General features: G+C 72.3%; 32 protein-coding genes and 1 riboswitch. Of the genes, 16 read left to right on the forward strand and 16 right to left on the reverse strand.

Annotated elements, in window-relative coordinates:
* Positions 1 to 76: 76 nt before the first annotated feature.
* The 8 genes from DMA15_RS01425 to DMA15_RS01460 form a co-directional block, all read right to left on the reverse strand.
* Positions 77 to 538, reverse strand: a complete 462-nt coding sequence (locus DMA15_RS01425; protein ID WP_125510834.1) for a hypothetical protein — start codon at positions 536 to 538, stop codon at positions 77 to 79.
* Positions 539 to 604: 66 nt separating this feature from the next.
* Entirely contained in the window at positions 605 to 1,402 is a 798-nt protein-coding gene (locus DMA15_RS01430; protein ID WP_125510835.1) for an urease accessory protein UreD, read from the reverse strand.
* Positions 1,399 to 2,082, reverse strand: a complete 684-nt coding sequence (gene ureG / locus DMA15_RS01435) for an urease accessory protein UreG (protein WP_125510836.1) — start codon at positions 2,080 to 2,082, stop codon at positions 1,399 to 1,401. Before ureG ends, DMA15_RS01430 begins: the two co-directional genes overlap by 4 nt.
* Positions 2,083 to 2,205: 123 nt before the next feature.
* Positions 2,206 to 2,880, reverse strand: a complete 675-nt coding sequence (locus DMA15_RS01440; RefSeq protein WP_125510837.1) for an urease accessory UreF family protein — start codon at positions 2,878 to 2,880, stop codon at positions 2,206 to 2,208.
* 29 nt (positions 2,881 to 2,909) lie between these two features.
* On the reverse strand, positions 2,910 to 4,631 hold the full coding sequence (locus DMA15_RS01445) for an urease subunit alpha (RefSeq protein WP_125510838.1): 1,722 nt from the start codon (positions 4,629 to 4,631) through the stop codon (positions 2,910 to 2,912).
* Entirely contained in the window at positions 4,624 to 4,968 is a 345-nt protein-coding gene (locus DMA15_RS01450) for an urease subunit beta (protein ID WP_125510839.1), read from the reverse strand. Before DMA15_RS01450 ends, DMA15_RS01445 begins: the two co-directional genes overlap by 8 nt.
* Before the next feature lie 17 nt (positions 4,969 to 4,985).
* Positions 4,986 to 5,288: an urease subunit gamma gene (locus tag DMA15_RS01455; protein ID WP_125510840.1), complete on the reverse strand. Its 303-nt coding sequence runs from the start codon at positions 5,286 to 5,288 to the stop codon at positions 4,986 to 4,988.
* A gap of 198 nt (positions 5,289 to 5,486) precedes the next feature.
* A complete protein-coding gene (locus tag DMA15_RS01460) occupies positions 5,487 to 6,107 on the reverse strand; it encodes a TetR/AcrR family transcriptional regulator (RefSeq protein WP_125510841.1) in 621 nt (206 codons plus the stop codon).
* A gap of 193 nt (positions 6,108 to 6,300) precedes the next feature.
* Here DMA15_RS01460 and DMA15_RS01465 point away from each other — a divergent pair, with 193 nt between their 5' ends.
* Positions 6,301 to 7,272 carry an ABC transporter permease gene (locus tag DMA15_RS01465; RefSeq protein WP_125510842.1) on the forward strand — a complete coding sequence of 324 codons (972 nt, stop codon included), beginning with the start codon at positions 6,301 to 6,303 and terminating at the stop codon, positions 7,270 to 7,272.
* Between the two features lie 115 nt (positions 7,273 to 7,387).
* On the opposite strand, the gene DMA15_RS01470 is transcribed toward DMA15_RS01465, so the two are convergent.
* Complete coding sequence (locus DMA15_RS01470; protein ID WP_125510843.1) at positions 7,388 to 7,672, reverse strand: type II toxin-antitoxin system Phd/YefM family antitoxin; 285 nt, start codon at positions 7,670 to 7,672, stop codon at positions 7,388 to 7,390.
* Between the two features lie 115 nt (positions 7,673 to 7,787).
* Between DMA15_RS01470 and DMA15_RS01475 the strand changes: the two genes are divergently transcribed.
* From DMA15_RS01475 to DMA15_RS01485, 3 genes are all read left to right on the forward strand, one after another.
* Entirely contained in the window at positions 7,788 to 8,441 is a 654-nt protein-coding gene (locus DMA15_RS01475) for an ATP-dependent Clp protease proteolytic subunit (RefSeq protein ID WP_125510844.1), read from the forward strand.
* Between the two features lie 7 nt (positions 8,442 to 8,448).
* Complete coding sequence (locus DMA15_RS01480; protein WP_125510845.1) at positions 8,449 to 8,775, forward strand: hypothetical protein; 327 nt, start codon at positions 8,449 to 8,451, stop codon at positions 8,773 to 8,775.
* A 347-nt stretch (positions 8,776 to 9,122) separates the two neighbouring features.
* A riboswitch (cyclic di-AMP (ydaO/yuaA leader) is annotated at positions 9,123 to 9,299 on the forward strand.
* A 3-nt stretch (positions 9,300 to 9,302) separates the two neighbouring features.
* A complete protein-coding gene (locus tag DMA15_RS01485) occupies positions 9,303 to 9,776 on the forward strand; it encodes a C40 family peptidase (RefSeq protein ID WP_125510846.1) in 474 nt (157 codons plus the stop codon).
* Positions 9,777 to 9,823: 47 nt separating this feature from the next.
* Here the strand turns inward: DMA15_RS01485 and DMA15_RS01490 are convergent, their stop codons facing one another.
* Positions 9,824 to 10,441, reverse strand: coding sequence for a LysE family translocator (locus DMA15_RS01490; protein WP_125510847.1), 618 nt, complete (start codon positions 10,439 to 10,441; stop codon positions 9,824 to 9,826).
* Positions 10,442 to 10,591: 150 nt separating this feature from the next.
* Here DMA15_RS01490 and DMA15_RS01495 point away from each other — a divergent pair, with 150 nt between their 5' ends.
* On the forward strand, positions 10,592 to 11,509 hold the full coding sequence (locus DMA15_RS01495; protein WP_125510848.1) for a LysR family transcriptional regulator: 918 nt from the start codon (positions 10,592 to 10,594) through the stop codon (positions 11,507 to 11,509).
* An 18-nt stretch (positions 11,510 to 11,527) separates the two neighbouring features.
* On the opposite strand, the gene DMA15_RS01500 is transcribed toward DMA15_RS01495, so the two are convergent.
* Positions 11,528 to 11,980: an ATP-binding protein gene (locus DMA15_RS01500; protein ID WP_125510849.1), complete on the reverse strand. Its 453-nt coding sequence runs from the start codon at positions 11,978 to 11,980 to the stop codon at positions 11,528 to 11,530.
* A 274-nt stretch (positions 11,981 to 12,254) separates the two neighbouring features.
* Between DMA15_RS01500 and DMA15_RS01505 the strand changes: the two genes are divergently transcribed.
* Positions 12,255 to 13,121, forward strand: a complete 867-nt coding sequence (locus DMA15_RS01505) for a helix-turn-helix transcriptional regulator (protein WP_125510850.1) — start codon at positions 12,255 to 12,257, stop codon at positions 13,119 to 13,121.
* A gap of 9 nt (positions 13,122 to 13,130) precedes the next feature.
* Positions 13,131 to 13,355, forward strand: coding sequence for a DUF397 domain-containing protein (locus DMA15_RS01510; RefSeq protein WP_125510851.1), 225 nt, complete (start codon positions 13,131 to 13,133; stop codon positions 13,353 to 13,355).
* A 35-nt stretch (positions 13,356 to 13,390) separates the two neighbouring features.
* Here the strand turns inward: DMA15_RS01510 and DMA15_RS01515 are convergent, their stop codons facing one another.
* Positions 13,391 to 14,599, reverse strand: a complete 1,209-nt coding sequence (locus DMA15_RS01515; protein ID WP_125510852.1) for an 8-amino-7-oxononanoate synthase — start codon at positions 14,597 to 14,599, stop codon at positions 13,391 to 13,393.
* Positions 14,600 to 14,719: 120 nt separating this feature from the next.
* On the opposite strand from DMA15_RS01515, the gene bioB reads away from it, so the two are divergent.
* From bioB to DMA15_RS01535, 4 genes are all read left to right on the forward strand, one after another.
* Positions 14,720 to 15,958 carry a biotin synthase BioB gene (gene bioB, locus DMA15_RS01520; protein ID WP_125510853.1) on the forward strand — a complete coding sequence of 413 codons (1,239 nt, stop codon included), beginning with the start codon at positions 14,720 to 14,722 and terminating at the stop codon, positions 15,956 to 15,958.
* A complete protein-coding gene (locus tag DMA15_RS01525) occupies positions 15,951 to 17,231 on the forward strand; it encodes an adenosylmethionine--8-amino-7-oxononanoate transaminase (RefSeq protein WP_125510854.1) in 1,281 nt (426 codons plus the stop codon). Before bioB ends, DMA15_RS01525 begins: the two co-directional genes overlap by 8 nt.
* Before the next feature lies 1 nt (position 17,232).
* Positions 17,233 to 17,967, forward strand: coding sequence for a dethiobiotin synthase (gene bioD, locus DMA15_RS01530; RefSeq protein WP_125510855.1), 735 nt, complete (start codon positions 17,233 to 17,235; stop codon positions 17,965 to 17,967).
* A 157-nt stretch (positions 17,968 to 18,124) separates the two neighbouring features.
* Positions 18,125 to 18,796 carry a class I SAM-dependent methyltransferase gene (locus DMA15_RS01535; protein ID WP_125510856.1) on the forward strand — a complete coding sequence of 224 codons (672 nt, stop codon included), beginning with the start codon at positions 18,125 to 18,127 and terminating at the stop codon, positions 18,794 to 18,796.
* 42 nt (positions 18,797 to 18,838) lie between these two features.
* On the opposite strand, the gene DMA15_RS01540 is transcribed toward DMA15_RS01535, so the two are convergent.
* The 3 genes from DMA15_RS01540 to DMA15_RS01550 all read right to left on the reverse strand — a co-directional run bounded on the left by DMA15_RS01540 (position 18,839) and on the right by DMA15_RS01550 (position 20,012).
* The gene (locus DMA15_RS01540) at positions 18,839 to 19,201 is read right to left on the reverse strand and encodes a VOC family protein (RefSeq protein WP_125510857.1); all 363 of its coding nucleotides are present in this window, start codon (positions 19,199 to 19,201) and stop codon (positions 18,839 to 18,841) included.
* Between the two features lie 135 nt (positions 19,202 to 19,336).
* Positions 19,337 to 19,708, reverse strand: a complete 372-nt coding sequence (locus DMA15_RS01545; protein WP_125510858.1) for a fic family toxin-antitoxin system, toxin component — start codon at positions 19,706 to 19,708, stop codon at positions 19,337 to 19,339.
* A gap of 4 nt (positions 19,709 to 19,712) precedes the next feature.
* Positions 19,713 to 20,012, reverse strand: a complete 300-nt coding sequence (locus DMA15_RS01550) for an antitoxin (protein WP_125510859.1) — start codon at positions 20,010 to 20,012, stop codon at positions 19,713 to 19,715.
* A gap of 164 nt (positions 20,013 to 20,176) precedes the next feature.
* Between DMA15_RS01550 and DMA15_RS01555 the strand changes: the two genes are divergently transcribed.
* The 5 genes from DMA15_RS01555 (at position 20,177) to DMA15_RS01575 (ending at position 26,658) form a co-directional block, all read left to right on the forward strand.
* Positions 20,177 to 21,055, forward strand: a complete 879-nt coding sequence (locus DMA15_RS01555; protein ID WP_240659646.1) for an ABC transporter ATP-binding protein — start codon at positions 20,177 to 20,179, stop codon at positions 21,053 to 21,055.
* A gap of 12 nt (positions 21,056 to 21,067) precedes the next feature.
* Entirely contained in the window at positions 21,068 to 23,632 is a 2,565-nt protein-coding gene (locus tag DMA15_RS01560; RefSeq protein WP_125510860.1) for an ABC transporter permease, read from the forward strand.
* Between the two features lie 86 nt (positions 23,633 to 23,718).
* Entirely contained in the window at positions 23,719 to 24,144 is a 426-nt protein-coding gene (locus tag DMA15_RS01565; RefSeq protein WP_125510861.1) for a GNAT family N-acetyltransferase, read from the forward strand.
* A gap of 172 nt (positions 24,145 to 24,316) precedes the next feature.
* Positions 24,317 to 25,648: a hemolysin family protein gene (locus DMA15_RS01570; RefSeq protein WP_125510862.1), complete on the forward strand. Its 1,332-nt coding sequence runs from the start codon at positions 24,317 to 24,319 to the stop codon at positions 25,646 to 25,648.
* Positions 25,645 to 26,658 carry a hemolysin family protein gene (locus DMA15_RS01575; RefSeq protein WP_125510863.1) on the forward strand — a complete coding sequence of 338 codons (1,014 nt, stop codon included), beginning with the start codon at positions 25,645 to 25,647 and terminating at the stop codon, positions 26,656 to 26,658. The genes DMA15_RS01570 and DMA15_RS01575 overlap by 4 nt, the downstream gene beginning before the upstream one ends.
* On the opposite strand, the gene DMA15_RS01580 is transcribed toward DMA15_RS01575, so the two are convergent.
* Entirely contained in the window at positions 26,659 to 26,919 is a 261-nt protein-coding gene (locus DMA15_RS01580; protein WP_125510864.1) for a holin, read from the reverse strand.
* Positions 26,920 to 26,929: the final 10 nt, after the last annotated feature.

Genomic DNA, 26,929 nt, shown 5'->3' on the forward strand with positions numbered 1-26,929 from the left:
TGCGTCTGTAGGGTCCCTGACAACAGGCGGGGCGCTTTTTCTTTACCGATCCGATAAACGGTGCGCTCCGCACCGCTCAACGGCCTTGTGCCGAGTCCTCGCCGGAGGAGGGGTCGGCGGTGTCATCGTTCAGGGCCTGGATGGTGCCGTGGACCAGGAGCGCCACGAAGGTCGCCAGCGCGAGGCAGGTCGCGCCCAGAGCGGTGCCTCCCGCACGGGTGGGGTCGGAGTCCGTCTGGCCGAGCCCGACGACCGGGGCCAGGGCCGCGTCCAGCGCGGCGGCGAAGTCGCGGTCCGCCAGGACCGCGGCGTCCAACTCGTCGCGCAGCCCCGCGAGGGCGGCCGGGTCGGTGGGCCGCGCGGACACCGCCGCCAGGGCCGCCGCTCCCGACGGCGTGCCGCCGAGCCGCTTCCGTACGAGGTCCAGGACGCCTTGCCGGGCGGCGGTGGCCGCCGCGGTCCGGGGGTCCGAGGCGGGCTCCGTCACCACCCGCACGGCCTGTGACACCAACTCCGTCAGTTCCATCGGCTCCCCCATGAGTCTGCTAGGTACATCCCGAGGAGGGCGGAGGCCCAAACGGTTCGGCCCCTCGCGATGAGCGGTTCAGGTCAAGTCGCGCAAGGCCTCATCCAGCATGCGGCGTACCCGTAGCGCGTCCGGAGCGACGACGGTGACCAGAACGCCGGGCCCGGCCAAGGGGGTGAGCGCGCCCCACTCCCCCAGTGGCGCGGCTTGCGGCTTGTGGCGCTCGAACTCCGGTCGTACGACGATGAGTTGACCGAGTGCACCATACCCCGCGAGCACGGCGGGGCCGTCCCAGCCGCCGGGGGCGCCGGGTCCGCACGACAACTCCTGGTCGAGCAGCGGCGCCTGCGCGTAGCGCACGGTGAGACGGCTGGTCAGGCGGCCTGGGGCTTCGCCGGTGCGGCCGAGCACCTGCTCCTCGCGCAGCACCAGGCGGCCTCCCGCGGCGACCTCCGCGCGCGTCGTGACCCGCAGGTCGCTGTCGCACACCGAGATCAACTGCTCGGGCAGCCAGTGCAGTTCGGCGCCCTCGGCGACGGTGAGGCGTACGTCGTAGCGTGCCGTCTCCCTGGCCTGGCCGGGCAGTGCGAGGGTCGCCGCCGCGGAGCCGATGCGCAGGGCAGCGCCTTCGCGTGCGGCGACCTCGACCGTGAGGTGGTCGCCGCCGAGGGGGCCACTCATCGCGCCGACCAGCGTGACGCGCGCCGCCGGCCCGGTCGAGCGGGTGCGGCGCAGCGCGAGAGGCCCTTCGCCGTCGAGTACGGGCAGGGCGGTGCCGCCGCGCCCGTCGGCGCACGCCACGGCGCGGGCGGTGGCCCGAAGGCCCGCGCCGCTTCCCGGCCGCGTACGGCCGCGGGGGGCGAGGTCGACAGTCACGCCGACGCGGTCCAGGCGGCGTACTGCTCACGCACCCAGGCGGCGACCGGGCCGACACCCTCCTCGGAGCGCAACGACTGGAAGATGACGGGGAGTTCGGCGCGCTGCGCCTTGGCGTCGGCGGCCATCCGGGCGAGGTCGGAGCCGACGTGCGGGGCGAGGTCGGTCTTGTTGACGACGAGCAGGTCGGCCGTGGTGACGCCGGGGCCGCCCTTGCGCGGGATGTCGTCGCCTCCCGCCACGTCGATGACGAAGATCTGCGCGTCGACGAGCCCCTTGGAGAAGGTCGCGGTGAGGTTGTCGCCGCCGGACTCGACGAGGATCAGGTCGAGCGGCCCGACCTCGTCCTCCAGATCCTCCACGGCCTCCAGGTTGGCGGAGATGTCGTCGCGGATCGCGGTGTGCGGGCAGGCGCCGGTCTCCACGGCGGTGATCCGCTCGGTCGGCAGGACGGCCTCGCGGAGCAGGAACTCGGCGTCCTCGCGGGTGTAGATGTCGTTGGTGACGACGGCGAGGGACAGCTCGGCGCGCAGCGCGTGGCACAGGGCGGCGACGGTCGCGGTCTTGCCCGAGCCGACGGGTCCGCCGAGCCCGATGCGCAGCGCGCGGCGGCGCCCGTCGGGCCGGACGGCGTCGGCGCTGACGGCGGCGGGCCCGTCGTGGGAGTGGTCGAGGTGCATAAGGGCTCCAATGATGATCCGGGTCGAGTCAGCCCGTCCGGCGTTTGAGGACGAGGCCGTTCAGGCCGATAGGGGGTCTCGGGGGCGAAGCCCCCAGGTCGGGTACGGAAAGTCGGCGCGCCGCTAAGAGGCGAACAACCGCACGGGCCACGCCGCATGCGCCTCCGCACCGATCTCCAGCAGCGGAGCCGAGGCCGCGGGCAGCGCCTCCGGGCCCTCCTCGGCGGCGCGTCTCGCCGCCGCCACCGCCTCCCGTGCGACCCGGTCGAGATCGGGGACGAGTCGCGCGAGGACCGCCGTGGCGTCGAAGGGGTCGAGGCTCAGCAGCCGCACGGTGGCGGTCGCCGGGCCACTGATCCCTTCGTACGCCGAGCAGTACGCGGCGTCTTCGGCCGCGAGCCCGGCGGCGCGGGCGGTGAGGCCGAGGACGACCGGCTGGTGGGCGCCCTTGGGGAACCGCCGGGCCAGCGCGTCGAGTTCGGGGTGCGGCCAGGTGGCGCGGGCGGCCCGCATCATCTGCCGCCCGAGCCGGCGCGCCGCGATCCGCAGGGCGGGCGAGGGGGTGCGGGCATCGGCCGCCTCGTCCAGGGCGGCGGGGTCGACGCCGAGGGCGGCCGCCGCCGCGAGGGCGGCCGCCACCAGGCCGCTGGTGTGCAGCCGCCCCCGGCAGAAGGCCTCCAGGCTCGCGGCCCCGGTGACACGGCCCGCCTTGACGGCCGCTTCGGCGCCGCCGGAGTGGGCGTGCCCACCGGCGGGGAAGCGGCCGTCTGCCAGGACGAGGAGTGCTGCGCGTGACATGTGATCGTCGCCAGGGGTCTTCGGGGCCGTCAGAAGAGGAAGTACCGCTGGGCGAGCGGCAGTTGGGAGGCGGGTGACGGCTCGACGAGTTCGCCGTCGATGGTGACGGCGAAGCTGTCGGGGGCGACCTCGACGCGGGGCAGCGCGTCGTTCTCGCGCATGTCCGCCTTGGTGCGGCCGCGGGTGGAGCGGATGGCCATGAAGGGCTTGTCCAGGCCGAGGCGTTCGGGAAGGCCGTCGTCCAGGGCCGAGTGGGTGACGAAGTTGACCGAGTTGAGGGCGGGGGCCTTGCCGTGCGCGCCGAACATGCGGCGCGGCAGGACCGGCTGCGGGGTGGGGATGGACGCGTTGGCGTCGCCCATCTGCGCGTACGCGATCTGTCCGCCCTTGAGGACGAGCTGCGGCTTGACGCCGAAGAACGCCGGGTCCCACAGCACGAGGTCGGCGAGCTTGCCGCTCTCGACCGAGCCGAGTTCGTGGTCGATGCCCTGCGCGACGGCGGCGTTGATCGTGTACTTGGCGACATAGCGACGTGCGCGACGGTTGTCGGCGCGGGTGTCGCCGGGCAGGAGGCCGCGGCGCCGCTTCATCACGTGCGCGGTCTGCCAGGTGCGCATGATGACCTCGCCGACGCGCCCCATCGCCTGGGAGTCGGAGGACATGATCGAGATGGCGCCGAGGTCGTGGAGGATGTCCTCCGCGCCGATGGTGGTGGGCCGGATGCGGGACTCGGCGAAGGCCAGGTCCTCGGGGACGGCCGGGTTGAGGTGGTGGCAGACCATCAGCATGTCGAGGTGTTCCTCGACGGTGTTGACGGTGTGCGGCCGGGTCGGGTTGGTCGAGCTGGGCAGCATGTTCGGCAGCGAGACCGCGGTGATCATGTCGGGGGCGTGTCCGCCGCCCGCGCCCTCGACGTGGAAGGCGTGCAGGGTGCGGCCCGCGACCGCGTCGAAGGTGGCGTCGATGAAGCCCGCCTCGTTCAACGTGTCGGTGTGGACGGCGAGTTGGGCGCCGGTCTCCTCGCAGACGTTCAGACAGGCGTCGATGGCGGCGGGCGTCGCGCCCCAGTCCTCGTGGATCTTGAAGCTGACGGCGCCGGCGCGGAGCTGGGCGTGCATGGAGTCGGCGTTGACGGTGTTGCCCTTGCCGAGGAAGCCGATGTTGACCGGGCTGGACTCCATGGCGGCGAACATCCGCGCCAAGTGCCAGGCGCCCGGGGTGATCGTGGTCGCCTTGCTGCCCTCGGCGGGGCCCGTGCCGCCGCCGAAGAGCGTGGTGACGCCGGAGGCGAGCGCCTCGTCGACGATGGTCGGCGAGATGAAGTGGATGTGGGTGTCGATGCCCCCGGCGGTGAGGATCTTGCCGTTGCCCGCGATGACCTCGGTCTCCGGGCCGATGACGAGGTCGGGGTGGACGCCGTCCATCGTGTCGGGGTTGCCGGACTTGCCGATGCCGGTGATGCGGCCGTCCCGGACGCCGATGTCGGCCTTGACGATCCCCCAGTGGTCGATGATCACCGCGCCCGTGATGACGGTGTCCGGGGCTCCTTCGGCGCGGGTGGTGCGGGACTGGCCCATCGACTCGCGGATGACCTTGCCGCCGCCGAACACCGACTCGTCGCCGGACCGGCCGGGGCCGCCCGAGCGGTCCTCCTCGATCTCGACGAGCAGATCGGTGTCGGCGAGCCGGATCCGGTCGCCGGTCGTGGGGCCGAACAGGTCGGCGTAGGCGGCGCGGGACAGCTCAGGCATCGAGGGCACCTCCGGTCTCGCCGCGCAGGCCGGGCACGATGCGCTTGCCTGCCAGCGGGACGAGTTCGACGTCGACGGGGATTCCGGGCTCGAAGCGCACGGCTGTCCCCGCGGCGATGTTGAGCCGCTTCCCGTGCGCGGCGCCGCGGTCGAAGTCCAGACCCGGGTTGGCCTCGGCGAAGTGGTAGTGGGAGCCGACCTGGACGGGGCGGTCGGCGGCGTTGAGGACCATGAGGCGGGTGACCTCGCGGCCCTCGTTGAAGGGGACGGGCTCGTCCGCGAAGAGGATCTCCCCGGGGACGAGGCCGTGGCCCGTGCCGTGCGTCGCGGCATGCATGAGGCGCGCGACCCCCGTCAGACGATCGGGTCGTGGACGGTGACGAGTTTCGTGCCGTCCGGGAAGGTGGCCTCGACCTGGACGTCGTGGATCATCTCGGGGATGCCCTCCATCACGTCGTCGCGGGTGAGGACCCTGCGCCCCGACGACATCAGCTCGGCGACCGTGCGGCCGTCCCTGGCGCCTTCGAGGATGTGGGAGGTGATGAGGGCGATCGACTCGGGGTGGTTGAGCAGCAGCCCCCGCGCCCTTCGCTTCTCGGCCACGTCCGCCGCCACATGGATGAGCAGTCTCTCCTGCTCGTGCGGGGTCAGTTGCACGCGTCCCACCTCACAGTCCTCGTCCGAACCGTGCGGGGTCCGGCTGCCGCGGCCACCGCGACGGGTATAGATGTAACACACAGCGAATGCGCGCGATCTTGCGCACCCTCGCTACGAAAACCCCTGGTGGCGTGGGAGGGGAGGGTAGTTGGGAGGAGTTTCAACGAGGTTAACCAGCCGTTGACCGCCCCATGACCGTCAGCTGGGACGCGCCATACTCGTCAGCGCCCGCAGGCCGTCCTGGAGCGCCTCGACGCGCACCTCCTCGAAGAGGGCGTACTGCGCGGCGAACCCCTGCACCACGGCGATCATGGTCCGCGCGACGTGGTCGGCGGGTACGTCCGTGCGCATCATGCCCGCTTCCTGGTACGCCTCGACGACGCTCACCCAGGCGGCGCGCACCTCGGCGTAGACATGGGTCATGACCGCCGACAGCTCCTTGCTGCGCAGGGTCTCCGTCCAGACCTGGACCATCAGCCGCGGGAAGTACGAGATGCCGTCCTGCCGCATGCCGGGGCGCAGGTCGAGCACCTCCCCGATCACCTGGCCCAGCAGCACGTCCGGCGGCGGCGGAGGGCTCTGGCGGGCCGCGGTCTCGAAGATGCCCCTGATCTCCGTGAGCACTTCGGAGGCGATGGCGGCGATCAGCTCCTCCTTGCCCGGGAAGTAGCGGTAGACGGCGCCCGCCGAGAGGCCCACCTCCTTCAGGACGTCCTGCATCGACGTGGCGTGAAAGCCGTTGCGTGCGAAGCAGAGCGCGGCGCCGTCGAGGATCTGGCGACGGCGGGCGTCGAGGTGTTCCTGGGATACGCGGGCCATGGCTCCCAAAGTAAAACGAACATTCCTTCTTGACAAGCGATCCCCACGGCAGGACAGTGTCCGCACTCCGTAAAACGAACGATCCTTCTCTTTAAATTCCACGTCGGCGTTCAAGGCAGCGCAGTGAGGAACCCGTGTCCACCTCACCCCTCACCCCACCCCCACCTCACCCCTGTCACCGGACGGCCGCCGCATGGCGAGGGTGGCTCTCCTGGTCCCCGCGCTCGTGGCCCTGGCGCTCTGGGCCTTCGCGTGGCCCGCGGCGCGCGCCGCGCCGCGCGATCTGCCCATCGGCGTCGCGGGGCCTGCCGCCGCCGCGGGCCCGGTCGTCCAGCAACTCGAGCGGCACGAGGGCGCGTTCGAGGTCCACCGTTACGCCGATGAGGCCGCCGCGCGGTCCGCCATCGGGGAGCGGACCGTATACGGCGCGATCGTCGCCACGCAGCGCGGACCCAAGCTGCTGACGGCGACGGCCGCGAGCCCGGTCGTGGCGCAGCTTCTGGAGCAGGCCGTCCGCGAACAGGCACCCAAGGGCGCGGCGGAGGTGCCGACAGTGGATGTGGTGCCCGCCCCCGCCGCCGATCCCAGAGGGTCGGCGCTCGGGTCGAGCGTGCTGCCGCTGGCGATCGCGGGGGTGGCCGCCGGGGCGCTCGTCACCCTGCGCGGGCCGCGCGGCATCCGCGCCGTCGCCGCACTGGTCGCCGCCGCCGCGCTCGGCGGCGTGGTCGCGGCGGCGCTCGCGCACAGCTGGCTGGGAGTCCTCACCGGCAACTGGTGGGCGGAGGCAGCGGTGTTGGGGCTCTTCCACCTCGCGGTGAGCGCCGCGGTCGCAGGTCTCGGAGCACTGCTCGGCCCGGCGGGCATCGGGGGCGGCGCCCTGCTGATGGTGCTGCTCGGCAACCCGTTCTCCGGCGTCACCTCGGCGCCGCGACTGCTGCCCGAACCGCTCGGGCTCATCGGGCAGTTGCTCCCGCCGGGCGCCGGGGGCTCCCTGCTGCGCTCGGTCTCCTTCTTCGACGGCGCGGGGGCCGCGGCGCCCGCTCTGACGCTGGGCGGCTGGGTGGCGCTCGGGCTGGCGGCGGTCCTTCTCGGCGGGGCGGTGCGGGGGCGGCGCTCGGCGGCAGCGGGGTCCTCGGCGCGGAGGGAGACCGCGGCGGTGGGCTGAGACGGTGCCGGGCGCGGGACACGCCCGAGAGGGCCCCCTGCACACCGCCAACTCCCGCGCGGGCGGCGCTCGTCGGCCGCCAGAGAGCCCTCGGCCCGGCGCCGGGCCCGCGCGCCTACGTCACCTGGGGCCCGCGGTGTTCGGCCGCGATGCCGAAGCGGCGGGGTTCCGGCTCGCCGCCCGCGGGCGGTGCGGAGCCGATGGAGGTGACCGTGGTGACCGTCCGCTCCTCGGGGGCGTCGGCGGCCTCTTCGAGGCGTTCCAGGTCGGCCGCGGAGACGAGCGCCACGAGGGGCTTGCCGTGGCGCGTGACGACGACCCGCTCGCCGCCGTAGACGACGCGGTTGATCAGCTCGGCTAGCTCTGCCCGGGCTTGCGTCACGGGAATCTCGTAGGCCATGCCCTCCAGCTTAGACGTCGCACGCCACGAAACCCCCGGCGAGCGGTACGTACGTCCTGTACATTTTTTACAGATAGCCGGACCGCTCCGCCGACCGGAAGAGAAGAGGCGTGCCATGAATCGTCCGTCCGCCCGCCATATCCCGTCCGCCCGTCATGTCCTGCCCGAGTTCACCGAGCGCACCAGCTCGGGGACGCGGACCATGGATCCGTACTCGCGGCTCCTCGAGGAACGGATCGTCTTCCTCGGGACGCCCATCGACGACACGTCGGCGAACGACGTGATGGCGCAGTTCATGCACCTCGAATATCTGGCGCCGGACCGCGACATCTCGCTCTACATCAACTCCCCCGGCGGCTCGTTCAGCGCGATGACCGCCCTCTACGACACGATGCGGTTCGTCAGCTGCGACGTGGAGACGACATGCCTGGGCCAGGCCGCGTCGGCCGCCGCCGTGCTCCTCGCGGCGGGTACGCCCGGCAAGCGGCACGCGCTGCCCGGGGCGCGGGTGTTGATCCACCAGCCCTCCGTCGCCGAGCCGATGCGGGGCCAGGCCGGCGATCTGGCGATCCAGGCCGACGAGGTCCTGCGGACCCGGCGCCTCCTTGAGGAACTCCTCGTACGGCACACGGGACAGAGCCCGGAGCGGATCACCGCGGACATCGAGCGCGACAAGATCCTCGACGCGCCGGCCGCGGTCGAGTACGGGCTCGTGGACCGGATCATTCCGAGCCGCAAGGCCTCGCTCGCCACGCGTGCGGCGAGGTGACCCGCGGATGCTGCCACCCGAACTGCCGCCGCTGCCCGCACTGACGCGCGCCGAGGCCGAGTTGATCGACCGATACCTCGAAGTCGTCGACCTTGTCGGCCGGATCAACCCCGCCCGCGCCGAGCACACCTACGGCGGACTGCGCGCCGCCCAGGCGCTGGTCGGCCGGGCGACCGCCCTGCGGGACGCGCTGGACCTGATGCACCAGCGGGGCGAGAGCGAGGTGCATGCCGTCACGCTCGCCCGGGCGTTGCGCGTCCTCGACGGCGAGCGGCGGGCCCGGCGTGTCGGCGTGCCGCCCCCGACACACCCATGGCCCCCGACACGCCCGTGAGCGAGCCGCTCCGGCACTTCGGAACGTCCGGGTCCGTTTTGAAACGGACCAGACGGGCTACCCCAGTTGGCGTACTCAAAGGCCCTTCATCTCGGGGTCGAGAGTTGCGTACGAGGTGTACGGAGACGGCGGAATGAAGCGTTCCGCTGCTGGTGGAGACCTCGTCAGACCCGGTGCCGCCGAGTCGGATTCGGCAGTGTCCACCCGAACAGGTCAGTCGTGAGTAGCCTCACAAAACGCCGTTTCGACTCGGTTTTCGAGTCGTTTTCGGGTCAAGATCCCTTCCGACGACAAGCCTCCGCCACAGCGGCGGGGCGATCCGGGCGGACGCCGAGTCCTGCCGCCGCCCGGATGACCGGTCGACATCGGTGCACCGGCAGGAGTGGAGGACCCAAGCACGGCGGGCCCGTCCGGGAAGTTGGGACGACGCCCTTGGGGTGAAGCCGCAGAGCACGACGCGGCCGGGCATCTTCGCCTGCCCGAACCCGACAGGTCATCCTTCACAGGCGGCTGACGAAGGGTTACGCATGACCGCGCTGAATCACGTTCCGTCGCTGCTCAGCAGGACGGGTGCCGCATCGGCTCTCACGCTCGCCGTCGTAGGCGGCACCCTCGTGGCCCCCGGGCTCACGTCGGAAGCGGAGGCAGCCACCCACGGGACGAAGGCGCTCAAGATCGCGGCGTCCAAGAAGGGCTCCCCGTACAGCTACGGCGCCGCCGGGCCCAACCGGTTCGACTGCTCGGGCCTGACGCTGTACTCGTTCAAGCGCACGGGCAAGAAGCTGCCGCGCACCGCCGCCGCGCAGTACAACAAGACCCGGCACATCACCAAGTCCCAGCGGACCCGCGGCGACCTCGTGTTCTTCCACTCGGGCCGCAACGTCTACCACGTCGGTATCTACGCGGGTAACGGCCGTATCTGGCACTCGCCCAAGAAGGGGGCCGTGGTGCGCCTGGAGAAGATCTGGACCAAGAGCGTCTGGTACGGCCGGGTCCGCTAAGCCTGGCCGCCATGCCGTACGGCCGCGTCCCGAGCGGCCGTACGGCCTCACGCCACATGGGGTTCGAGCAGGAGCACCACACCCAGTGCGCCGAGCGCGGCGCCGGTGACCGCTTCGATGGCGCGGGCCACCGGCGGTCTGCGCAGCCGGCTGCCGAGGCGGTCGACCAGGAAGGCCACCGCCGGGAACCACAGCAGGGCGAACGCCACGACGATGGCCGCCAGCAGCAGGGTCCTCGGCATCGCGGGACTGCCGTCGGGCACGAACTGCGGCAGCACGCTGAGGAACGTGATCGACGCCTTCGGGTTCAGGGCGTTGGTGAGGAAGCCCTCGCGCAGGCCGCCGCCCCGCACCACGGGCTCCTCGCCCGGCGTGGTGCGCGCCCGCGCCGCGGAGAGCAGCGCGCGGAAGGCGAGGTACAGCACATAGGCCCCACCGGCCACTTGCAGCGCCTTGAAGAGCGCGGGCACCGCAGCGAGGACCGCCGCGACCCCCGCGACCGCCAGCGCCGTGTGCACGACGAGCCCGGCGGCGATGCCGACCGCGCAGGCGACTCCGGCCCGCCGTGAGGCGAGGGCGTTGCGTACGACGACGGTGAAGTCGGCGCCCGGCATCACGACCATGCCCGCGGCGACGCCGGTGAAGGCGACCAGTTGTGCGTCCATGCGAGCCAGCCTGCCGGGCGGAGGCCTTCAGCGGGTATGTGGAATATCCTGGGTCTGCCTTAAGCAGACGTTTAAGCAGACATCTACGCAGACGTTCAGGTGCACGCTCAGGCAGCCGTTGAGGCGCACGCCGCAGGGAGGACGGTCTCCATGTACGACCCCACGCGGCTCGCCGCGCTCGTCGCGGTCTCCGAGGCCGGTTCGATCACCCGCGCCGCCGAGCGTCTCGGCTACACCGTGCCCGCCCTCTCCCAGCAGCTGGCCAAGTTGGAGCGGGAGGCCGGCACCGCCCTCCTCGTACGCCACCACCGCGGCGCCCGCCTGACCGGCGCGGGTGAGCTGCTCGTGGGCCACGCCCGCCGGGTGCTCGACGAGATGGAGCGGGCCCGGCACGAGCTGGCACGGATCGCCGGGCTCTCCGGAGGCCGGCTGCGCGTGGGCACCTTCCAGACGGCGGGCATCCACCTGCTGCCGCCGGTCCTGTCGGCCTTCCGCAGGGCCCATCCGGAGGTGGAGCTGACCGTCACGGACCACGAACCGCCGTTCGGCGTGGCGGCCGTGGCGGCGGGCGAGATCGACCTGGCCCTCACCCACACCTACGCGCCCGCCGAGCCGGTGCCGCTACCCGCCGCCGTGTCGGCCGAGCCGGTCCTGGTGGAGGAGCTGGTCCTGGTGACCCAGCCGGGGCACGCGCTCACCAGCGGCACCTCACGGCTCGCGCCGGCCGAGCTGGCCGGGCAGCCGCTGATCAGCATGGCGCCCGACCACCCGCCCCGGCTGGCCGTGGAGCGGGCCCTCGCGCGGGCCGGGGCGACGCCCTCCGTGGTGGTCGGCACGCCGGGCTACGCCTTGGTCTGTGCCCTGGTCAGCGCGGGGCTCGGGGTCGCCGTGGTGCCGGAGATGGTGGCGCGCACCGCGGCGACACCCGTAGGGATGCGGCTCCTCGACCCCGGCGACCTGCGCCGGACCATCTCCATGGTGCACCGCACGGATGAGCCGAACGCGGCCGCGGACTCCTTCCGGGCGCTGCTGCGCGGGGCGTTCGGGCGCTCGGCGGGGACGAACTGAGCCCGGGGCGCCCCTCGGTCAGTGCGCGGGGTCGCGGTGCCGGTGCTTGATGGGGGCCGTCCAGGGCAGGGCGATCCACACGGTCTTGCCGCCCTCCTCGGTGGGGCAGACCGAGAGCCTGCCGCCGCACTCGGCGGTCAGCCAGCGGATGATGACCATGCCGCGGCCGTTGTCCTGCTGGACGGCGGCCGGAAGGCGCTTGGGATAGCGCGGGTGGCTGTCGGTGACGCCGATCCGCAGCTGCTCGTCCCGGTTGAGTTCGACGTCCACGGTGAAGGTGGGCGACTGCCCGCGGGTGTGCTGCACGGCGTTGGTCGCCAGTTCGGAGACGATGAGTCTGATGGTGTCCGCCACCTCGGCGTCGCCGGGCAGGCCCCATTCCGTGAGGACGTTCGCCACGTATTTCCGGGCGGCGGAGACCGAGGCGGGATCGCTCGGCAGAGTGACGGATGCTTCCTGGTGGTCTGCCATGGCGACGCTGTCCCTTTCCCACCGGGGCCGGTCTCCGAACTCGTAGCGGATGACCCGAGGACGGCCCCGGACTGGTGCTTCAGGCCAGCGTCCCACTCCTTTGCCGGTCACGGGTGGCGATCCACCGAGATGTGCATATATCTGTCGCTCGAAGCGGTGAACTCTGCTACGGCCGACCGTATTTGGGCGCGGGGACTGTACTTCCTCTACTGTCGCCCCTGTCCCCCGCTCTGCCGCCGGGAGACCCGACGGTTCGGTCCGGAAGGAGACGGACATGCAGCACGGCCCCGCGGTGCGCCGCCGCCGGCTCGGCGCCGAACTGCGTGCGCTGCGCGACCTCGCGGGTCTCACCAGCAGCCAGGCAGCCGCGAAGGTAGGCTGGCACCAGTCGAAGGTGAGCCGGATCGAGACGGGCCGCAGCGGCGTGAAGGCCGCCGACGTACGCCTTCTGCTCGACGCGTACGAGGTGCGGGACCCCCACCTCAGCGAGCTGCTCGTGGCGCTGGCCGGGACCGACGAGACCGGCAGTTCGGGGCGTCACCACTGGTGGCGGGCCTATCGCGACCTGCTGCCCGCCGCCTACCGCGACTACATCAGCCTGGAGGCGCAGGCCGGCTGGGTGCGCACCCTGGAGACCTCGGTGGTCCCCGGACTTCTGCAGACTCCCGAGTACGCGCGTGCGGTGACCCGGGCCGCGCTGCGCGGGCTCTCCGAGGAGCAGGTCGACTCGCTGGTCGAGGTGCGTCTGGCCCGGCAGGACGTGCTGCGCGCGGACCCGCCGCTGCGCCTGAGCGCGGTCCTGGACGAGGCGGTTTTGCGCCGTCCGGTGGGCGGGCCGGGGGTCTTCGCCCGGCAGCTCGCTCGGTTGCGGGAGGTGACGCTGTTGCCGCAGGTGCGACTTCAGGTGCTGCCGTTCGCCTCCGGAGAGCATGTGGGTCTCATCGGGCCTTTCGTTATTTTCTCTTTTCGGAACATTGCTGATCTGGATGTGGTCGTTCTCGACCACTTGACGAGTAGCCTCTACCTGGAGCGGAAAGAAGACCTCCAGGCGTACGCGGAGGCCTTCAACTCCCTTCAGGAACAGGCGCTTTCTCCCGAGGACTCAAAGGATTTCATCGCCGGGCTAAGCGACGGCGCGTAAGGAGGCACCATGACCGCAATGCCTCGGTACGTACCTTCAAGCACCACCCTTCAGAGCGCGCGGTGGCAGCGCAGCAGCCGCAGCAATGGAATGAACAACTGTGTCGAGACAGCCACGCTCGACTCCGGAGCGCCGGCCGGCCTGCTGGCCGTGCGCGACTCGAAGAACACCGCGGGGCCCGCCCTGCTCTTCTCCCCCGGCCCCTGGGAGACGTTCGTCAACAGCCTGCGGTGAGCGAAGTCCGGCCCCCGCGCGGGGGCCGGACCCTCTCATCGGGGCGCGGTGCGGCTGATCACTCGTACGGCATCGGCGATCTGTGCGTCGGTGAGATCCGCGCGAGCGGTCAGCCGCAACCGTGAGATTCCGTCCGGCACCGACGGCGGCCGGAAGCAGCCGACCGCCAGGCCCGCGGCCCGGCAGTCGGCGGCCCAGCGCACGGCCGACTCCGGTGACGGCGCGCGCACGGAGACGACGGCGGCGTCGGGACGCACCGCCGAAAGCCCCTCGGCCGTGAGGCGCCGGTGCAACTCGGCGGCGACCTGACGGGCCCGCGCGGCGCGTTCGGGCTCGCGGCGCAGCAGCCGCAGGGCCGCGAGCGCGGCGCCCACCGCGGCGGGCGCGAGCCCCGTGTCGAAGATGAAGGTCCGCGCCGCGTTCACCAGGTGGTCGATGACCTTGGCGGGCCCGAGCACCGCGCCGCCCTGGCTGCCGAAGGACTTCGAGAGGGTGAGGGTGACCACCGTGTCGGCGGTCCCCGCGAGCCCCGCGGCGTGCGGGGCGCCCCGGCCGCCGTCGCCCAGCACACCGAGGCCGTGGGCGTCGTCGACGATGAGTCCCGCACCGAACTCCCGGCATACGTTCGCCAGTTCGGCCAGTGGCGCGGCGTCGCCGTCCACCGAGAACACCGTGTCGGAGACCATGACGGCGGGCCCGTCGTGGGCGTCCAGGGTCTTGCGCACCGCCGCGGGGTCGGCGTGCGCCACCACGTGGGTCGTGGCGCGCGCGAGGCGGCAGCCGTCGATCAGGGAGGCGTGGTTGCCCGCGTCGGAGACGATCAGCGAGCCGTGCGGGGCGAGGGCGGTGACCGCGGCGAGGTTGGCCGCGTAGCCCGAGGAGAGCACGAGCGCCGCCTCGAAGCCGCAGAACTCGGCGAGTTCCCGCTCCAGCTCGGCGTGGAGTTCCGTGGAGCCCGTGACGAGCCGGGAGCCGGTGGCGCCGCCGCCCCACCGCCGGGCCGCCGCGGCGGCGCCCTCGATGATCTCCGGGTGCCTGGTCAGACCCAGGTAGTCGTTGCTCGCCAGGTCCATCAGGCCGCCCGCGTCGGCGGCGCGCGGGCGCAGGGTGCGCACGAGTCCGGCGTCGGCGCGGAGCCGTGCCTGCTCGTCGATCCAGTCGAACGGCGCGCGCGCCGAGGGCGGCGGGCACACGGCGCCGGATGGACTCGGCGCCTGTGTCGCGGGGTGCCTGTTTGTAGACATTGCACAGACCCTAGCCGTCCTGCCACCTGGCCAGTATGTGGCAATACCCACACCTCAAACCGGTTCTGTTGTGCGAAGTCTCCTTGGCCGGGGCGCCTGCCGTACGTAAGGATCAGCGCCATGGATCTGCTGAACACGCTGGTGGACAAGGGGCTTCGGCGCGAACTGCCGACCCGTGAAGAGGCGCTGGCCGTACTGGCCACCTCCGACGACGATCTCCTGGACGTAGTGGCCGCCGCCGGGAAGGTACGGCGGCAGTGGTTCGGGCGACGGGTGAAACTCAACTATCTGGTCAACCTCAAGTCGGGCCTGTGCCCCGAGGACTGCTCGTACTGTTCGCAGCGGCTCGGGTCGAAGGCCGAGATCCTCAAGTACACGTGGCTGAAGCCCGACGAGGCCTCGCAGGCCGCGGCGGCCGGTGTCGCGGGGGGCGCCAAGCGGGTCTGCCTGGTGGCCAGCGGGCGCGGGCCGACCGACCGTGACGTCGACCGGGTGGCGCAGACCATCGCGGCGGTCAAGGAGGCGAACGAGGGCGTCGAGGTGTGCGCGTGCCTCGGCCTGCTCTCGGACGGCCAGGCGGAGCGGCTGCGGGGTGCGGGCGCGGACGCGTACAACCACAACCTCAACACGTCCGAGGCGACGTACGCGGGCATCACCAAGACGCACACCTACGCCGACCGCGTGGACACCGTCCAGAAGGCGCACGCGGCGGGGCTCTCGGCCTGCTCGGGGCTGATCGCGGGCATGGGCGAGAGCGACGAGGACCTGGTGGACGTGGTCTTCTCGCTGCGCGAGCTCGACCCGGACTCGGTGCCGGTGAACTTCCTCATCCCGATGGAGGGCACGCCGCTGGCCAAGGAGTGGAACCTCACGCCGCAGCGCTGTCTGCGCATCCTCGCGATGGTCCGCTTCGTCTGCCCGGACGCCGAGGTGCGCATCGCGGGCGGCCGCGAGGTCCATCTGCGCTCGATGCAGCCGCTCGCCCTGAACCTCGCCAACTCGATCTTCCTCGGCGACTATCTGACCAGCGAGGGCCAGGCGGGCAAGGCGGACCTGGACATGATCGCGGACGCCGGTTTCGTGGTCGAGGGCGCGGACGAGGTGACGCTGCCGGAACACCGGGTGGACGCGGCGGCGGGCTGCGGTTCACACGCGGCGCGGGGCTGCGGCTCGCACGAGGGCCAGGGCTGCGGTTCGCACGAGGGCGGTGGCGGCTGCGGCCCCTGCGGGACGAGCGAGCCCGCGGCCGAGTCCGACGAGGCGCGCACGGACCCGGTGGCGGAGCCCAACGAGGCGCGCACGGACCTGGTGGCGGTGCGCCGCCGGGGCGCGGGAACGGACCTGGCCCCCAATGCCTGACCTTCCCCTGGGCGACCTCCGCGAGCTGGACCGTCGCCATGTGTGGCACCCCTACGGCCCGATGCCGGGGCGTGAGGATCCGCTGGTCGTCGAGTCGGCGAGCGGGGTGCGGCTGCGTCTCGCGGACGGCTCGGGCGAGCTGATCGACGGCATGTCGTCGTGGTGGTCCGCGATCCACGGCTACAACCACCCGGTGCTGAACGACGCGGTGCGCGGCCAGCTCAACCGGATGAGCCATGTGATGTTCGGCGGGCTCACGCACGAGCCCGCCGTGGCCCTGGCGAAGCGCCTTGTCGATATGTCTCCCGAGGGTCTCGAACATGTCTTCCTGACCGACTCCGGCTCGGTCTCGGTCGAGGTCGCGGTGAAGATGTGCCTGCAGTACTGGCGTTCGCTCGGCCGCCCCGAGAAGCGACGGATGCTGACCTGGCGCGGCGGCTACCACGGCGACACCTGGCAGCCGATGTCCGTCTGCGATCCCAAGGGCGGCATGCACGAGCTGTGGCAGGGGGTCCTGCCGACGCAGGTCTTCGCGGACGCGCCTCCGGCCGCGTACGAAGAGACGTACGCGGACCATCTGCGCGAGCTGATCGAGCGGCACGCGGGCGAACTGGCCGCGGTGATCGTGGAGCCCGTGGTGCAGGGCGCGGGCGGGATGCGGTTCCACTCCCCCGACTATCTGCGGGTGCTGCGCGAGGCGTGCGACGCGCACGACGTCCTCCTGGTCTTCGACGAGATCGCGACGGGCTTCGGCCGCACGGGCGCGCTGTTCGCGGCGGACCACGCCGGGGTCACACCCGATGTGATGTGCCTGGGCAAGGCGATGACCGGCGGCTATCTGACGATGGCGGCGACGCTGTGCACGCCGAGGGTCGCGGACGGCATCTCGCGCGGTGAGGTGCCGGTCCTCGCGCACGGGCCGACGTTCATGGGCAATCCGCTGGCCGCCGCGGTGGCGGGTGCCTCCATCGACCTGCTCCTCGGGCAGGACTGGCCGACCGAGGTCAAGCGCATCGAGACGGGGCTGCGCGAGGGCCTCGCGGAGGCCGAGGCCCTCGCTTCCGTACGGGAGGTCCGCGTCCTCGGGGCGATCGGTGTCGTCCAGCTCGACCACCCCGTGGACATGGCGGCGGCCACCCGGGCGGCGGTGCGCGAGGGCGTGTGGGTGCGGCCGTTCCGCGACCTCATCTACACGATGCCGCCGTTCATCACCTGCGACGACGACGTGGCACAGATCGCGCGCGCGGTGTGCGCGGCGGCCAGGGAGGGCTGACATGACGGTGATCGTGGTGTCCGGGACGGGCACGGAGATCGGCAAGACGGTGACGACGGCCGCGGTGGCCGCGGTGGCGCTGGCGGCCGGGCGGAGCGTGGCGGTGCTCAAGCCCGCGCAGACCGGGGTGGCGCCCGGGGAGCCGGGCGACGCGCAGGAGGTGGCGCGGCTCGCGGGCGGTGACATCACCACGCTCGAACTCGCGCGTTTCCCCGAGCCGTTGGCGCCCAACACCGCGGCGCGGCGGGCCGGTATGACGGTGGTGCGTCCGCACGATGTGGCCGACGCCGCGGGGAAGCTGGCGGCGGAGCACGAGTTGGTCCTGGTGGAGGGGGCGGGCGGACTGCTCGTGCGCCTCGACGACGAGGGCGGCACGCTCGCCGACGCCGCGAGGCTTCTGGACGCCCCGGTCCTGGTGGTGACGCCTGCGGGCCTCGGCACGCTGAACACGACGGCCCTGACGGCGGAGGCCCTGCGGGCACGCGGCGTACGTCAGCTGGGCGTCACCATCGGCAGCTGGCCGGCCGTCCCCGACCTGGCCTCCCGCTGCAATCTGGCGGACCTCCCGAGAGAGGCGGACGCCCCGCTCCTCGGCGCGATCCCGGAGAACGCCGCCGCCCTGGACGTCCCGGACTTCCGCGCCGCGGCCGGGAGCTGGCTGGCTCCCGTACTGGGCGGCACGTGGGACGCGGAGGCCTTCACGCGGGGGCAGGCGCCGGGGCCGGTGGCGCGCTGAGCGGCGCGGGGTGCGTGCGGGCGCGGGCGGGGTGCGTACGGGCGCGGCGGATCGCGCCGCGTACCGCCCCGCGAGGGACCCGTCGCCGTGGGCGGGAGGGGAATGGGCCCCACCGGGGCACCATTGCGGTAACCGCTCGCCCCGCCGAGGAGGGCCCATGTCACCGCGCTCCGCCAGACCGGCGTCCCGGGACGCCGTGCACCACCCCGTCTTCGCCCGGTTCTACGCCCGCCAGAGCGTGGCCGTCGAGCCCGTGATCTCCGCCCACCGCGAGGAGTTGCTCGCCGGGCTCTCCGGCCGGGTCATCGAGGTCGGGGCGGGCAACGGGCTGAACTTCGCGCACTACCCCGGCGCGGTCTCCGAGGTCGTGGCGATCGAACCGGAGCGCGTCCTGCGGCAGCTCGCCGTCTCCGCGGCCCTGCGCGCCGACGTCCCCGTCGACGTGGTGCCGGGCGTCGCGGAGGCGCTGCCCGTCAAGAGCGAGGCGTTCGACGCGGCCGTCGCCTCGCTGGTGCTGTGCAGCGTGCGCGATGTGCGGCGGGCGCTCGGCGAGCTGCGCAGGGTGCTGCGGCCCGGCGGCGAGCTGCGCTTCTTCGAGCACGGGCGGGCCCCGGGCGCCTTGATGGCCGCCACCCAGCGCGTCCTGGACCGCACGGTGTGGCCCCCGCTGTTCGGGGGCTGTCACGTCGCGCGGGACCCGCTGGCCGCGCTGCGCGAGGCGGGCTTCGAACTTGGCCCGTACCGCCGGGTCCTGGTGCCCGCGAAGGGGCCCCGCCTGCCCACCTCGTACTGCGTACTGGGCACGGCGCGCCGCCCGCGGGACTCGTGACGCCCGGGGCGCGAACCGCGCCCCGGACACCCGTGTCCGGTGTCAGATCGGCTGGATCAGGTTGAGCGCGTTGCCGTCCGGGTCCCTGACGTGCGCGACGCGCTGGCCCCAGGGCATGTCGTTCGGCTCCCCCAGCACCGTCCCGCCGAGCGGCTCGACCCGCTTGAGCACGTCGTCCACGGCGTCCACCCGCACGCTCAGGAGCACCCGCCCCGGCGTGCCGGTCACGGCCTCGGAGTTCGCGACGATGCCGAGTCCCGCGTCGCCGATCCGCAGGTCCAGGAAGAAGACGTCGCCGTCCGGCGGATACCGCTCGGCCTGCTCGGCCCCGAGCAGCTCGCGGTAGAAGGAGTGGAGGCGGTCGACGTCCGGGGTGACGAGGATCGGATGGATCGCGGCGGGCATGGGGTTCTCCTCCTGCTGACGGGCACCGGGAGCGGGCGGGTCCGCTGGGCGTGCCCGGGCCGCTGTCGGCGGGTCACCTCTGATGACCGTCCTCTCTGACTCTCCCCGAGGTGACAACTCATCGCCCGGCCGTGCTCAGAGGCTCCACTGGCGCAGCCGCTCCGCGATCGCGTGCACGCTCGCGCCGTCCTCCTTCGCCAGGCGGGCCAGGTCGCGCACCTGCTCGGGCGAGGTGACGACCTTCAGGCCGCTGGAGACGAGGTAGGCGTAGGCGACGGAGCAGGCGAAAAGCGCGTTCGAGCGTTCCAGCGCGGGGATGTGGAGCAGCAGTTGCAGGAGCGCCGCGGCCTTGTCGTGCGGCGTTTCGTAGACGGGCACGCCGAATATCTCCGCCTCGTGCCGGCTGAGGGCGGCGACGAGCGCGCCCCAGTCGGTGACCTGGGGGTCTCCGGGGGTCTTGTGTTCGGCGATCATCAGGAGCCAGGCAAGATCGATTCTGAGATTCAACGGCTCAACGACGACCTTCACCGAGCGGCCGCGCGGGGTCCTGCACGGTGTGGACGGGGCGGGGGGCCTCGCGGACCGGGCGGGTTCCTTCGCGGTCCGTTCCGAACTCCTCGGCGAACACGCTCTCGTACTGCTTCATGAAGTCGGCGGCCGCCTCGACGAACGTATGCCCGACCTCGCCCGCGTCCTGTCTCACGAGTTCCTCTATGTAGCGGTTCACGCTCATGCCTCGGGCCAGGGCGCGCTCCCGCGCGGCCCGGGCGGTGTCCTCGTCCACCCGCACGTTCAGCTGCGTCTTCGCCATGCCTTCAAGCTAGCGCCGGGGTGCTAGCGCGACAAGGGCCTTGGAATCTTGTCCCTTACATACGTCTGCGGGGCCCGACTTCGGAGGGATACCGCAGCGTGGTCCCCACCACTACTCTCGGCGCAGTCAAGGGAGTTGACACGGGCACAACCCAGGAGGCGGCCTTGTCCACACCTGCTTCGGCACCCTTCACCGGCCGTTCCGGAGCCGCCGGGACCGCCGCGCGCGCCCGCGGTCTGACCAAGGCGTACGGCTCGGGCGAGACGACCGTGCTCGCCCTCGACTCGGTCGACGTGGACATCGCGCGCGAGCGGTTCACGGCCGTCATGGGCCCTTCGGGTTCGGGGAAGTCCACGCTGATGCACTGCCTCGCCGGGCTCGACAACGTCTCGGCGGGCCAGGTCTGGCTCGGCGACACGGAGATCACGGGTCTCAAGGAGCGGGAGCTGACGCGGCTGCGGCGCGACCGCATCGGCTTCATGTTCCAGTCGTTCAACCTCATCCCCACGCTCAGCGCGCTGGAGAACATGACGCTCCCGATGGACATCGCCGGGCAGCGGCCCGACGGAGCCTGGCTGGAACACGTGATCGACACGCTGGGGCTGCGGGACCGGCTGAAGCACCGGCCCGCGCAGCTCTCCGGAGGGCAGCAGCAGCGGGTGGCCTGCGCACGGGCGCTGGCCTCGAAGCCGGAGCTGATCTTCGCCGACGAGCCGACGGGCAACCTCGACTCGCGGGCCGGCCTCGAAGTCCTCGGCTTCCTGCGCGACGCGGTCGACCAGCTCGGTCAGACCGTCGTGATGGTGACCCACGACCCCGGCGCCGCCGCCCACTCCGACCTGGTCCTCTTCCTCGGTGACGGGCGGATCGTGGACGACATGGAGCGCCCGACGGCGGACGCGGTGCTCGAACGCATGAAGCGGTTCGACACCCTGCACGCGGTGGCGAGCGGCCCGCCACCGGGCTCACAGGGCGGCCACGACACCGCCCGGGGCGCGCACGGCGGCCATGCGCCCACCGACAGCGCGTCCGAGCAGAGCTGAGGCGGGGCCACGGTGCTGAAGGCGACACTCAGGAGCTTCCTCGCGCACAAGGGCAGGCTCGTCCTGTCCGCCCTCGCCGTCATCCTCTCGGTCGCGTTCGTCGCGGGCAGCCTGATCTTCTCGGACACGGTGACCCGCACCTTCGACCGCCTGTTCGCCTCCACCTCGGCCGACGTGCTGGTCGCCCCGGAGGAGGACCTCGACGAGTCGGTGCCCTCCGGACGGACGCCGACGCTGCCCGAGAGCCTCAAGGAGAAGGTGGCGCGGGTCGAGGGTGTCGCGGACGCCCATCTCGACGCCTCCGTCGAGAACGTCACCGTCGTCGACCGCGACAACGAATCGGTGGGCCCCACGACCGGCGCGCCCACCATCGCCACCAACTGGTACGTCACCGACCGCAGCCCCGTGAAGCTCACCTCGGGCCACGCCCCGCGCGGCGCGGGGCAGGCGATGCTGGACGCGGACACGGCCGACGCGAAGGACGTGGAGATCGGCGACACCCTCACCGTCCTCGCCCGCCCCGGCTCGTTCAAGGTCGAGATCGTCGGCATCGCCACCTTCACCACCACGAACCCCGGCGCCGCCCTCGTCTTCCTGGACACCCCGACCGCCCAGCGCAAGCTCCTCGGCTCGGCGGACGTGGCGTCGAGCATCTCGGTGACCGCGGAGAAGGGCGTGGACGACGGCGTGCTGAAGCGCCGGATCGCCAAAGAAGTGGGCGCGGGCTACGACCTGCAGACCGCCGACGAACAGGCCGAGTCCGCCGCGTCCTCGCTCGGCGGCTTCCTGGACGTCATCAAGTACGTGATGCTCGGCTTCGCCGGTGTCGCCGTGCTCGTGGGCATCTTCCTGATCGTCAACACGTTCTCGATGCTGGTCGCGCAGCGCACCCGCGAGCTGGGCCTGCTGCGCGCGCTCGGCGCCGACCGCAGGCAGGTGCGCCGCTCGGTGCTCATCGAGGCGCTGCTGCTCGGTCTGGTCGGCTCGACGCTGGGGCTCGCCGTCGGCATAGGGCTCGCCCTCGGCCTCATCGAGCTGATGGGCGCGCTCGGGATGAACCTCAAGTCGACGGAGATGGTCGTCACCTGGGTGACCCCTGTCTCCTCCTACGTCGTCGGGGTCGGCGTCACCTTCGTCGCGGCGTACCTCCCCGCCCGCCGGGCCGCGCACGTCTCGCCGATGGCGGCGCTCGCGGACGCGGAGATCGCCGGGGTGGGGCGGCCGCTCAAGGTGCGGGCGGTGGCGGGGGCCGTCGTCGCGGTGGCCGGGGCGGCCGCCCTGGTGGGCTGCGCGGTCGCCGACGAGACCTCGTCGGCGGCCTCCCTGCTCGGACTCGGCATCGTCCTGACCCTCGTCGCCACCGTCATCGCGGGGCCGCTCCTGGTGCGTCCGGTGATCCGGGTGCTCGGCGGCGCGTTCCCCGCGCTCTTCGGCTCGGTCGGCCGGATGAGCCAGCGCAACGCGCTGCGCAACCCGCGCCGCACGGGGGCGACGGCGGCCGCGCTGATGGTGGGGCTCGCGCTGGTCGGCGGCCTCTCGGTGGCGAGCGCGTCGATGACCAAGTCGTTCGACCGGCAGATCGACGAGACGCTCGGCGCCGACTTCGTCGTGCAGAACAGCACCTTCATGCCGTTCTCCCCGGAGATCACCGGCAAGGTCGAGGAGACCGAAGGCGCGGGCCTCGTCGTACGCCAGCGCTTCAGCCCCATCGAGGTGGCACTGCCCGACGGCGAGAAGGTGGAGACGACCGCGGCCGGGTACGACACGCGGCTCGACGAGGTCGCCAACCTCAAGTTCGCCGAGGGCAGTACGCGAGCCGCGCTCGCGCCCGGGCGCATCGGCATGGACAAGGAGTTCGCGACCGAGCACGAGGTGCGCGTCGGTGACGTGCTGCCGGTGACGTTCCCCGGTGGGCGTGCGGCGAAGCTGACGGTGGGGGCGTTCACCGATCAGGCCTCGCCCGAGGGTTTCGCCGTCGAGGGCGGGCTCTTCCTCGGGCTCGACACGGTCGAGAAGTACGTGCCGGACGGGCAGGACTCGGCCGTGTACGTCAACGCCGCCCCCGGCACTGACGCGGACGCCCTGCGCGCCCGCCTGGAGAAGACCCTCGATCCGTATCCGCAGGTGCAGGTGCGCGACCAGGCCGACTACAAGGAGCTGATCCGCCAGCAGATCGCCGTGATGCTCTACCTCGTCTACGCGCTGCTCGGGCTCGCGATCGTCATCGCGGTGCTCGGGGTGGTCAACACCCTGGCGCTGTCGGTCGTGGAGCGCACCCGGGAGATCGGACTGCTGCGCGCCATCGGCCTCGGGCGGCGTCAGCTGCGCCGGATGATCCGCCTGGAGTCGGTGGTGATCGCGGTGTTCGGGGCGGTGCTGGGGCTCGCGCTCGGTCTGGTCTGGGGTGTCGCCGTACAGCAGGTGCTCGCGCTCCAGGGCATGAAGGAGCTGGCGTTCCCGTGGACGACGATCCTCGCGGTGGTGATCGGCTCGGTGGTCGTGGGCCTGGCCGCGGCGCTGCTGCCCGCGCTGCGCGCGTCCCGGATGAACGTACTGGAGGCCATCGCGCACGAGTGAGGGGCGGGGTCCGCGGACCGCCCCCGCCCTGTCCGCATTCTGGGAATCATCTGCGGCGCGGCCCGGGCCGGTGATGAGATGGATCCATGGACGATCTTCGGATACGGGCCGCTGTGCCCGAGGACCTGGACGCCGTGCTCGCCTTCTGGAAGGTGGCCGCCGAGGGCACGAGCATCAGTGACGACAGCACCGGAGTGGAGCGCCTGGTCTCCCGCGACCCCGAGGCGCTGATCCTCGCCGAGCGCGGCGGGGATCTCGCGGGCACGGTCATCGCGGGCTTCGACGGCTGGCGCTGCCATCTGTACCGCCTCGCCGTCCACCCCGAGCACCGCCGCCAGGGTGTGGGGTCGGCGCTGCTGGCCGCCGCGGAGGAACGCTTCGTACGCCTGGGCGGGCGGCGCGGGGACGCGATGGTCCTGGACCGCAATGACCTCGCCCACCACACCTGGCGCGCGGCGGGCTACGCCCCCGAACCGCAGTGGAGCCGCTGGGTGAAGCACCTCACGGACTGAGTCCGGACCTGGCTCCAGGGGAGTTCCGGAGTGGTTTTGCTGATCCTTTACCATGGACGCACTACTCGTATCCGATTGAAAGGTGTGAGCGTCCGCCCATGGGCGAGCCTCCTAGTACCCGACATCGCGCATTCCTTCCGCCCCTGCCCGATCATGGGACGGAGGTGACCCGATGACCGAAGTGCTCCTGCTCCTCGTGGCGGTGCTGCTCTGCGTGATGTGCGGTGTCTTCGTCGCGGCGGAGTTCTCCCTCACCACGGTCGAGCGCAGCGAGCTGGAGCGGGCGGCCGAGCGCGGCGAGCGCGGCGCCGCCGGCGCCCTCAAGGCCGTCAAGAACCTCACCTTCCAGCTCTCGGGCGCCCAGCTCGGCATCACCGTCACCAACCTCGTGGTCGGTATGCTCTCGGAGCCCTCGATCGCCAAGCTGATCGCGGGCCCGCTGCGGGACGTCGGCCTGCCCCGCTCGGCGGCGTCCTCGGTCGCCCTGGTCATCGGTACGGCGCTTTCGACGGTCTTCTTGATGGTCATCGGCGAGCTGGTCCCCAAGAACTGGGCGATCTCCTCCCCGCTCGCCGTCGCCAAGCGGGTGGCGACGCCGCAGCGGCTGTTCAGCGCCGCGTTCCGGCCGTTCATCGCCCATCTGAACAACACGGCGAACCGTTCGGTGCGCCGTTTCGGCATCGAGCCTACCGAGGAGCTGGCCTCCGCGCGCGGCCCCAAGGAGCTGATCGCCCTCGCCCGGCACTCCGCCAAGGAGGGCGCGCTGGAGGCGGACACCGCCGAGCTGTTCGTGCGCACGCTGAACCTCGCCGACCTCAGCGCGGAGAACGTGATGACGCCGCGCGTCCAGGTGATGGCCCTCGACGCCCACGCGACCTGCGAGGACGTGGCGAACGCGACGCGTGCCACGGGGCTGTCCCGCTTCCCCGTCTACCGCGGCAACCTCGACTCGGTGGTCGGCGTCGCCCACATCAAGGACGTACTCGCCGTACCGGCCGAACGCCGCGCACGTGTGCCCGTCGCCGAACTGATGCGCGAGCCCCTGCTCGTCCCGGAGTCGCTGACCGTCGACCGGCTGCTCGACCGGCTCTCGGGCAAGCGCACGATGGCCGTGGTCATCGACGAGTACGGCGGCACCGCCGGAGTCGCCACCCTGGAGGACATCGTCGAGGAGGTCGTCGGCGAGGTACGGGACGAGCACGACCCGCACGAGACGCCCGACATCGCCCACGCGGGCGCCGACGACGACGGCAGGGCCCTCTACTCCGCCGACGGCGCGGCCCGTACCGACCAGCTCGCGCGGGTCGGCCTGCGCGCCCCCGACGGGCCCTACGAGACCCTCGCCGGGCTCGTCGCCACCGAACTCGGCCGCATCCCGGCCGTCGGCGACAGTGTCGAGGTCGGCGGCTGGCGGCTCGACGTGACGGACGCCGCCGGGCGGCGCGCCGCGCGCGTCCTGCTGCATGCCCCGTTGACCGCGGACGAGGCGGAGGACGCCCGATGATCGCCATCCAGTTGTTGATCGGTTTCGCGACGCTCGTCGTCAACGGCTTCTTCGTGGGCGCCGAGTTCGCCCTCATCTCCGTACGCCGCAGCCAGATCGAACCGCACGCCGACGAGGGCGACCGGCGCGCCAAGAGCGTGCTGTGGGGCCTCAAGCACGTGTCCGCGCTGATGGCGGCCGCGCAGCTGGGCATCACGCTGTGCACGCTCATCCTCGGTGTCGTCGCGGAGCCGGCGATCGCGCATCTCCTGGAGCCCGCGTTCGACGCGGTCGGGGTGCCGCACGGCCTGGTGCACCCCATCTCCTTCGTCATCGCGCTGACCCTGGCGACCTATCTGCACATGCTGCTCGGCGAGATGATCCCCAAGAACATCGCGCTCGCCGAGCCGGTGCGCACCGCGCTGCTGCTCGGTCCGCCGCTGGTGGCGCTCGCGCGGGCGCTGCGCCCGGTGATCTTCGCGATCAACGCGTTCGCCAACGGGCTGCTGAAGCTGTTGCGGGTCGAGGCGAAGGACGAGGTCTCGGCGAGCTTCTCCGACGACGACCTGGCCCGCATGGTCAAGGACTCCGGTGACGCGGGCCTGATCGACGACCGCGCGCAGGAGCGGCTGCACGACGCGCTCGAACTGGGCCGCCGTCCGGTCAGGGACGTGGTCCTGCCGCTGGAGGACGTGGTCTACGCGCGCGTGGGCGTCACTCCGGAGCAGTTGGAGAGCCTCTCGGCCGAGTCGGGGTTCTCCCGCTTCCCGGTCGTCGACGAGGGGCGTCGCATCGTCGGCTATCTGCACGTCAAGGACGCCCTGGACCGGGCGCCGCGCGATCTGCCGTTCCGGGTGCCGGACATGCGGAAGATCGCCCAGGTGCGCGAGACGACGCCGCTCGACGACGTGCTGACCGCGATGCGGGGCAGCCGTACGCACGTGGCCGCGGTGCTCGGCTCCGACGGCAGGCTCGCCGGCATGGTCACCATGGAGGACGTGCTGCGGGAGCTGTTCGGGCAGCGGGTGTAGCTAGTCGGCCGGGGCCCGGGGCGCGGTGGTGCGCGCCGGGTTCGGCCGCTCCGTGAGGCCGGGGCCGCCCGCCCCGGCCCCGGAGGCGCCGATCGCGGTCAGGACCGCGAGGAGCGCCGCCAGACCGGCGGTGGCGAAGGCGGCGCCCCAGGCGACATCCAGGAGGCTCGTCGCCCCGGCGACCAGCACGGCGGCCAGCGCCTGCGCGAAAGTACGGATCGCGCGCTCCGCCGTGGCCTTCCAGAACGCTGCGGTCCACATGGCGGGCTCG

This window comes from Streptomyces sp. WAC 01529 (genome assembly GCF_003945545.1).
In the GTDB taxonomy this organism is placed as follows: Bacteria; Actinomycetota; Actinomycetes; order Streptomycetales; family Streptomycetaceae; genus Streptomyces; species Streptomyces anatolicus.